The organism is Streptomyces aurantiacus, assembly GCF_001418335.1.
GTDB lineage: Bacteria > Actinomycetota > Actinomycetes > Streptomycetales > Streptomycetaceae > Streptomyces > Streptomyces aurantiacus.
Genome location: NZ_LIPP01000007.1, coordinates 1 through 5,041, shown reverse-complemented (window position 1 = coordinate 5,041; position 5,041 = coordinate 1). Strand labels below are relative to the sequence as shown.

General features: G+C 71.4%; 5 protein-coding genes. 1 reads left to right on the top strand and 4 read right to left on the bottom strand.

Annotated features, from left to right (window positions below):
• Positions 1-68: 68 nt before the first annotated feature.
• Positions 69-905, bottom strand: coding sequence for a helix-turn-helix transcriptional regulator (locus tag AOK01_RS01285; protein ID WP_055507441.1), 837 nt, complete (start codon positions 903-905; stop codon positions 69-71).
• 152 nt (positions 906-1,057) lie between these two features.
• Here AOK01_RS01285 and AOK01_RS01280 point away from each other — a divergent pair, with 152 nt between their 5' ends.
• Positions 1,058-1,930, top strand: a complete 873-nt coding sequence (locus tag AOK01_RS01280) for an NAD-dependent epimerase/dehydratase family protein (RefSeq protein WP_055507439.1) — start codon at positions 1,058-1,060, stop codon at positions 1,928-1,930.
• Positions 1,931-1,953: 23 nt separating this feature from the next.
• Here the strand turns inward: AOK01_RS01280 and AOK01_RS01275 are convergent, their stop codons facing one another.
• The 3 genes from AOK01_RS01275 to AOK01_RS01265 all read right to left on the bottom strand — a co-directional run bounded on the left by AOK01_RS01275 (position 1,954) and on the right by AOK01_RS01265 (position 4,815).
• The gene (locus AOK01_RS01275) at positions 1,954-3,312 is read right to left on the bottom strand and encodes a GH1 family beta-glucosidase (protein WP_425424710.1); all 1,359 of its coding nucleotides are present in this window, start codon (positions 3,310-3,312) and stop codon (positions 1,954-1,956) included.
• Positions 3,313-3,439: 127 nt separating this feature from the next.
• Positions 3,440-3,706 carry a protealysin inhibitor emfourin gene (locus AOK01_RS01270; protein WP_055507437.1) on the bottom strand — a complete coding sequence of 89 codons (267 nt, stop codon included), beginning with the start codon at positions 3,704-3,706 and terminating at the stop codon, positions 3,440-3,442.
• A gap of 38 nt (positions 3,707-3,744) precedes the next feature.
• Entirely contained in the window at positions 3,745-4,815 is a 1,071-nt protein-coding gene (locus AOK01_RS01265) for a M4 family metallopeptidase (protein ID WP_055507443.1), read from the bottom strand.
• Between the last annotated feature and the right edge of the window lie 226 nt (positions 4,816-5,041).

Here is a 5,041-nt window from a genome sequence, read left to right as displayed (position 1 = left end):
CCCCGCCCCTTCCCGAAGCTGGGGGCTGCCGCCCCCAGACCCCCGTATCGCGCTGAACGCGCTCGTCCTCAGTCGCCGGACGGGCTGAGAGAAGCGGGGGTCCGGGTGCCGCGCAACAGCCGCAGCCGCTCATACGCCTCCGTGCCGGGCCGCGCACTGTGCACGATCAGCATCTGTTCCTGCTCCGAGACCAGCATGGTCTCGCAGTCCAGCTCCAGCAGCCCCACGACCGGATGCAGGAAGCGCTTCGTCGACGCCCGCCGCACCCGCACCTCGTGTTCCGCCCACAGCCGCCCGAACTCCTCGCTCGCCGTCAGCAACTCACCCACCAGCTTCGTCACGGCCGGGTCGTCCGGACGGGCCGCGGACACGGACCGCAGATGGGCCACGTGCCCGCGGGCCAGCGCGTCATGGTCCTCCGCGGGGAACAGGTCGCGGGCCGCCGGGTGGGTGAAGAACCGGCGCACGATGTTCTCGCCCCGCGTCTCGCCGACCAGCGCCACCGACATCGCGTTCTGGGCGAGCACGTCGCCGTGGTCGCTCATCACCTGCGCGGGCACGTCGTGCAGTCGGTCGAGGACGAGCAGCAGACCCGGCCGTACGTGACCGGACGTGCCCCCGGAACGCGGCGGCTCCTCGCCGGTCAGATGGAACAGGTGGTCCCGCTCGTCGTCGGTGAGCCGCAGGGCGCGGGCCAGCGCGCCCAGCATCTGGCGGGAGGGGCGCGGGCCGCGCGCCTGCTCCAGACGGGTGTAGTAGTCGACCGACATCCCCGTGAGCGCCGCCACCTCCTCGCGGCGCAGCCCCTGCGTGCGCCGCCGCGGGCCTCCCGCCAGGCCCACGTCGGCGGGCTCCAGGCGGGCACGGCTGCGGCGCAGGAAGTCGGCCAGTCCGGGTCGGTCCATGCGCCCAGAGTGCGCGTTCGCCCCGCGGATATCCAGGGACTGCCGATCCCCCGATCGAGAGGTCTCTCCCGCCGCGCCCCGCGCCGACCGAGGGTGGGCACGAATCACAGACCACTGATCACAGACCACTGATCACACATGAGGAGCGGGCGATGTTGACATTGGTGACGGGTGCCACGGGCCAGGTCGGGCGGCGTTTCGTGCCGCGGCTGCTGGCGCGGGCCACGACAGGGGGCGCCCACGGGCAGGGCGACCAGGTACGGGTCCTGGTCCGCGACGGGGCACGGGCCGCGCCCCTCGCCGACCTGGGCGCACAGGTGGTGGCCGGCGACATCCAGGACACGGAGGTGCTGGGCGAGGCCCTCGCCGGGGTCGACTCGGTGGTGAACCTCGCGGCGTCCTTCCGGGGCGTCCCGGACGAGGAGGCGTGGGCGGTCAACCGGGACGCGGCGCTCGAACTGGGCCGCGCGGCGGTCCGCGCCGGCGTACGACGGTTCGTACAGGCCAGCACGAACGTCGTGTACGGCACCGGGCGGGGGCGCCCGCACACCGAGGACGACCTGCCCGTGGCGGGCGGGCCCCTGTGGGGCGCGTACGCCGAGTCGAAGGGCGAGGCCGAGCGGGGCCTGCTCGGCCTGGCGGGCCTGGACGTACGCGTCGGGCGCCTGGCCTTCGTGTACGGCGCAGGCGACCCGCATCTCACCCAGGTGATGCGGTGGGCGCGGGAGTGGGCCGCGGCCCAGCGGCTGCAGATGGTGCACCACGCCGACGTGGCACAGGGGCTGCTCCGGCTGCTGTTCGCCCCCGGGATCGACGGGCGCGTCTACAACATCGCGGACGACGCACCCGTGACGACGGTCGACCTGTACACCCTGAGCGGGCTGCCCGTTCCCGAGGACCTGCGCGCGGGGGATGCCGAGGACCCCTGGTCGGGCATCGTCTCCACGGAACGCATCCGCCGCGAGCTGGGCTACCGCCCGCTGTACCCGAGCGTGTGGGTGGCCCGGGACGCGGGAGTTCTCTGACGGCTTTCTGGCGGACGCGTCATTCATCTCTGGGTTCGCAGCATGTCCCGTAGCCAGTGGTACGACGCCTTCGGGGTCCGTTCCAGTGTCTCGAAGTCGACGTGCACCAGGCCGAAGCGGCGCGCGTACCCCTCGGCCCACTCGAAGTTGTCGAGGAGCGACCACACGAAGTAGCCGCGGACGTCCACCCCCTGCTCCGACGCCCGGTGCAGCGCCCGCAGGTGGCCGTCCAGGTACGTGATCCGGTCCTGGTCGTCGAGCCCTTCGTACGAGCATCCGTTCTCCGTGATGACGACGGGCGGGAGCCGGTCGCCGTACCGCTCGCGGAAGTCCACCAGCAGTTCCGTGAGCGCCTCCGGCACCACCGGCCAGCCGAAGTCCGTGACCGGGTAACCCTCGATCTCCCTGACGGAGAAAGGGAGTTCGGCGGGCATGGTGAGTCCGCCGAACTCGATCTCCGAGCCCTGCGGCGCGCCCACCCTGGTCGGCGCGTAGTAGTTGACCCCGTACCAGTCGACCGGCCGGCCGATGATCTTCAGATCGGCGGCTACGGTCTCGGCGCCGCCCGGCATCAACTCGCCGAGGCCTGCCGGGTACTGCCCCAGCAGCACCGGGTCGGCGAACAACCGGTTGAGGAGCAGGTCGTAGAAGCCGGCCGCCTCCAGGTCCGCGGGTTCCTGGGAGGCGGGCCAGGTCGGGCCGTGCGAGTTGGCGATACCGATGTCGGTGACCCCGGCCGCGCGCAGGGCCTGTACGGCGAGCCCGTGGGCCAGCAGCTGGTGGTGGGCCGCGGGCAGGGCGTCGAAGAGGAGCTGTCTGCCGGGCGCGTGCGCACCCAGGGCGTGGCCCAGCAGGGTGTGCTCGGCGGGCTCGTTGAGGGTGATCCACTTGGTGACGCGGTCGCCGAGCCGGGCGGCCACCAGCGCGGCGTACTCGGCGAACCGCGCGGCGGTGTCCCGCGCCAGCCAGCCACCTGCCTCCTCGGCCGACAGCGGCAGATCCCAGTGGAAGAGGGTCGGGACCGGACGTACGCCCGCCGCGCACAGCTCGTCGACCAGACGGTCGTAGAAGTCCAGGCCGCCGGGGGCGTTCACCCGCGGCCAGGACACGGAGAAGCGGTACGCGTCCACGCCGAGGTCGCGCAGGAGGGCCACGTCCTCGGGGTAGCGGTGGTAGTGGTCGCAGGCCACCTCGGCCGTCGAGCCGTCCTTCACCCGGCCCGGTTCGGCCGTGAAGGCGTCCCACACGGAGGGGGCCCGGCGGTCCGCCGCGCCCTCGATCTGGTGCGCCGAGGTGGAGACACCCCAGAGGAAGCCGGGCGGGAAGGGGGGTATGGGGTTCGCGGTGGGGTTCGCCGTGGTGTTGGCCATGCGCGCGATCATCTGTAGCGGTGGTGAGCGGAGTCAACGGGGCGCGGTGTTGCGCCGTTCCCCGCGCCCCTAAAAGACTGCGCCGTTCCCCGCGCCCCTGAAAGGCAGAAGATTGCGCCGTTCCCCGCGCCCGTGGAGTTCAGGCGCCCTCCTTGAGGACCTTTGAGATCAGTTCTCGTTGTTCTTCTGTCAGGCGTGGGTCCGCGCAGTAGACCGTTGTCCCGTCCACCGTGATCTGGTAGCCGAAGCCGTCCGGGACGCCTACCGGGGGCGTGCCCCGGCCGGCGGCCACCGCCTGCTCGGCCAGGGCATGCCACTCCTGGGCGTCGGCGCGCCCCGAGGTGTCCACCTCGGCATACCGCTCGATGCCCGCGAATCCGCCTGTGCGCCGCACCTGAATACGCATGGTTCCTGTCTAGTACGAAACGCGGGCCCGAGCCACGGTCACTGGGCCGGTACGCCGACCTGTTCCCACGCCTTCGTGACGGCCTGCAGTTCCTCGCCCTCGCCGTACGAGGCACGTGCCGTCGCCAGGGTCAGCTTCGCGAAGTCCGTGAAACTCGCCTGCGACTCCAGCTCCCCGCCGGTCAGCACGTCGTACCAGACCTGTCCCGCGCGCTCCCAGGCGTGACCGCCGAGGGCTTTCGCGGTCAGGTAGAAGGCGTGGTTGGGGATACCGGAGTTGATGTGCACGCCGCCGTTGTCGCGGCCCGTGCGGACGTAGTCGTCCATCGTGGCGGGCTGCGGGTCCTTGCCGAGCACGTCGTCGTCGTACGCCGTACCGGGGGCCTTCATCGAGCGCAGGGCCGTGCCCGTGACGCGCGGGGCGAGCAGGCCCGTGCCGATCAGCCAGTCGGCCTCGGCGGCGGTCTGGCCGAGCGTGTACTGCTTGATGAGCGAGCCGAAGACGTCCGAGATGTGCTCGTTCAGCGCGCCCGGCTGGCCGAAGTACGTGAGGTTGGCCGTGTACTGCGTGACGCCGTGCGTGAGCTCGTGGCCGATGACCTCGACCGGGATGGTGAAGTCGAGGAAGATCTCGCCGTCGCCGTCGCCGAACACCATCTGCTCGCCGTTCCAGAACGCGTTGTTGTACTCCTCGTCGAAGTGCACGCTCGCGTTCAGCGGCAGCCCCTCGCCGTTGATCGAGTTGCGGCCGTACGCCTTCAGGAAGAGGTCGAAGGTCGCGCCCAGGCCGGCGTACGCGCGGTTCACCGTGGCGTCCTTGCCGGGCTTGTCGCCCTCGCCGCGGACCTCTTTGCCGGGGAGGTCCTGCTTGTGCTTCGCGTCGTGGATCGTGCGGTTCGGCTTGTCGGCGGCGGCGCCGCTCGGCGAGGCGAGGGAGGGGGCGCCGAGCACCGTGGTCAGGCGGCGCTGGGTGCGCTCGTAGGCGTCGCGCTGCAGGGTGCGGCGCGCCTTGCCGGCGAGGGCGGGGTCCTCGGTCTGGGCCAGGGTGTCGAGGACGTGGGGCGGGATGATGGTGCAGAAGACGGGCTCGAAGCCCCCGTTTGTCGTCATGCCCGGCACCATTGCACTGTGTGACTTGGCTGTCACTACGGGCGACCGTGATTGCAATCATGATTGGTGAAATGAGGGCATAAGTTGGATGCGGGGTGGGGTTTCGTGTTAGGGGTGGGTGGTGGGTGCGCCGTCTTTTCGGGTGCGGGGCGGTGGGGGCTGGTCGCGCAGTTCCCCGCGCCCCTACAAGCGACAAGATCGCGCCGTTCCCCGCGCCCCTGGGGGG

What these genes read in the sequence shown, in the direction of transcription:
- AOK01_RS01280 (WP_055507439.1), top strand. Translation starts at nt 1,058, where the DNA reads ATGTTGACATTGGTGACGGGTGCCACGGGCCAGGTCGGGCGGCGTTTC.
- AOK01_RS01265 (WP_055507443.1), bottom strand. Translation starts at nt 4,815, where the DNA reads ATGACGACAAACGGGGGCTTCGAGCCCGTCTTCTGCACCATCATCCCG.
- AOK01_RS01270 (WP_055507437.1), bottom strand. Translation starts at nt 3,706, where the DNA reads ATGCGTATTCAGGTGCGGCGCACAGGCGGATTCGCGGGCATCGAGCGG.
- AOK01_RS01275 (WP_425424710.1), bottom strand. Translation starts at nt 3,312, where the DNA reads ATGATCGCGCGCATGGCCAACACCACGGCGAACCCCACCGCGAACCCC.
- AOK01_RS01285 (WP_055507441.1), bottom strand. Translation starts at nt 905, where the DNA reads ATGGACCGACCCGGACTGGCCGACTTCCTGCGCCGCAGCCGTGCCCGC.